Source organism: Bacillus sp. GZB (assembly GCF_001975995.1).
Classification (GTDB): Bacteria; Bacillota; Bacilli; order Bacillales; family Bacillaceae; genus Bacillus; species Bacillus velezensis.
The window spans coordinates 1-1,617 of the sequence record NZ_MTQG01000007.1; the positions used below are offsets into that span (position 1 = coordinate 1).

The window sequence follows — 1,617 nt, forward strand, 5'->3', positions numbered from 1 at the left end:
AAGTTTTTGAAGCCATTCTTCGCCAGAAACAGACTCAGTGGCTTGTCATGACCGGAAATCGGAAGAGAGTATATAAATTCCTTGGATTAAGTGAAGAAACAAGGACAAAAACCGAAGTGAAAAGAGCAGCGTTACCTTCTGGAAAAGGCAGAAGAGCGGAAATGAGCGGCTGGAACATAAAACAGTGTGTGATTTGGGAACTAAAGGATGCGATCAGTCAGATCCTTAAGTATCCAAAAGAAAAGCTGAATATAGATGAGGGTTTAGGTGACTTCGGCTTCGACTCTATCAGTCTTGCGGAATTTGCCGATGTGTTAAGTGAGCGTTATGAATTAGAGATTACGCCGGATATTTTCTTTGGTTATCCGACGATAGAGAGGTTAAGTCAGTATTTCCTTGAACGTTATTCTGATGAAATGCAGGCGTTCTATCACGAAAGCGGGAAAGAAGTTTCTTTAACAACACCACCGGAAAATAGAGGACAGAAAATAAGAAAGAGCCGTTCCAAAAAATTGGGGATAAAGCAGAAACAGCCTGGGGTTGAAAAAGATCCGATTGCCATCATTGGAATGAGCGGAAGGTTTCCGGATGCAAGGAACGTAGAGGAACTATGGTCCATTTTATATGAGGGTCAGGAGGTAATATGTCAGGTTCCATATGAGCGCGTCGAGTGGCGGGCAGGCAATGACACTATCGAAGGTAACAGATCGAAGAAGAGAACAGTTGGAGTGGTACCGGGAATCGCTGAATTTGATCCTCTTTTCTTTGAACTATCACCTCGTGAAGCAGAGACGATGGACCCTAGACAGAGGCTGCTCCTTCAGGAATCTTGGAAAGCATTAGAAGATGCCGGCTATGGTTCTAAGTCATTTGGAGATGAAAAGGTAGGTTTTTTCGTAGGAGTAGAAGATGGTGACTATAGCCTTATGACTGGAAGTAAGGGCGGCGTTACTTCCAATAATAATGCTGTGCTTGCCGCCAGACTTTCTTATTTCCTAAACCTTGATGGTCCAAACATGGCCATCAATACGGCGTGCTCGTCAGGACTTGTAGCTGTTCATCAGGCTTGTCAGAGCCTCAGAAACGGAGAATGTGATACTGCCATCGTGGCAGGGGCCAATCTTTTGACCACCCCCGAGGGTTACGACAGTATGGACAAGGCGGGAATGCTGTCGGCAGACGGAAAGTGTTACGCCTTTGACAAGCGTGCAAATGGAATGGTGCCGGCGGAAGCCGTGGCCGTTATTGTTTTAAAAAGGCTGTCAAAAGCGGAATCCGACGGTAACCCTGTATACGCAACCGTAGTGGGAAGCGGAATTAACTATGACGGAAAAACGAACGGAATTACCGCGCCAAGCGGACGTTCGCAAAGCCGGCTCATCAAAGAAGTGTACGATCGTTTTCATATCAAGGCAGAGGATATGGAATACATCGTGACCCATGGAACGGGGACAAAGCTCGGTGACCCGATCGAGATTAATGCATTGGCAGAGGCATTTAAAGACTATACAGAGGAAAGAAGCTACTGTGCATTAACGTCGACGAAACCGAATATCGGTCATACCTTGGCGGCTTCAGGGATCGTAAGCCTGATAAGCCTTGTGATGTCGTTGAAGA

1 protein-coding gene is annotated in these 1,617 nt (G+C 46.1%); it reads left to right on the forward strand.

Annotated features, from left to right (window positions below):
- Positions 1–1,617, forward strand: a 1,617-nt coding sequence (locus BXO87_RS00060) for a beta-ketoacyl synthase N-terminal-like domain-containing protein (protein ID WP_239692956.1), incomplete at both ends; no start/stop codon positions are given.